This is a genomic window from Priestia sp. SIMBA_032 (assembly GCF_046535215.1).
In the GTDB taxonomy this organism is placed as follows: domain Bacteria; phylum Bacillota; class Bacilli; order Bacillales; family Bacillaceae_H; genus Priestia; species Priestia aryabhattai.
Genome location: NZ_JAWRXD010001514.1, coordinates 1 through 238, shown reverse-complemented (window position 1 = coordinate 238; position 238 = coordinate 1). Strand labels below are relative to the sequence as shown.

At 67.2% G+C, this 238-nt stretch carries 1 protein-coding gene; it reads right to left on the bottom strand.

Translation table 11 applies throughout. From position 1 onward, the window contains the following. Positions 1 to 238: hypothetical protein (locus tag SB717_RS39355; RefSeq protein WP_410908741.1), on the bottom strand; the 238-nt coding region annotated here is incomplete at both ends.

Sequence of the window (238 nt, the reverse complement as noted above, 5' to 3'; positions counted from 1 at the left end):
CGGTGCTGTAGCTCTGCAGGCGGCCGTTGCACATGGTGATGCGGGTATGCCACCCACCGCCGTCCTGGTACCACAGCGACTCACAACGCCGGTTGCCGTTCACGTACTCCCGGGCGTCGTCGGGCTCGCCCATGATGTGGTCGACGTCATAGCGGTGCATCCGCATCAGCAGCGTGCCGCGGCTGCGGGCGCCGATCAGTTCGTTTTCCGAGATGCCCATGTCGTGGGCGCGGGCCGC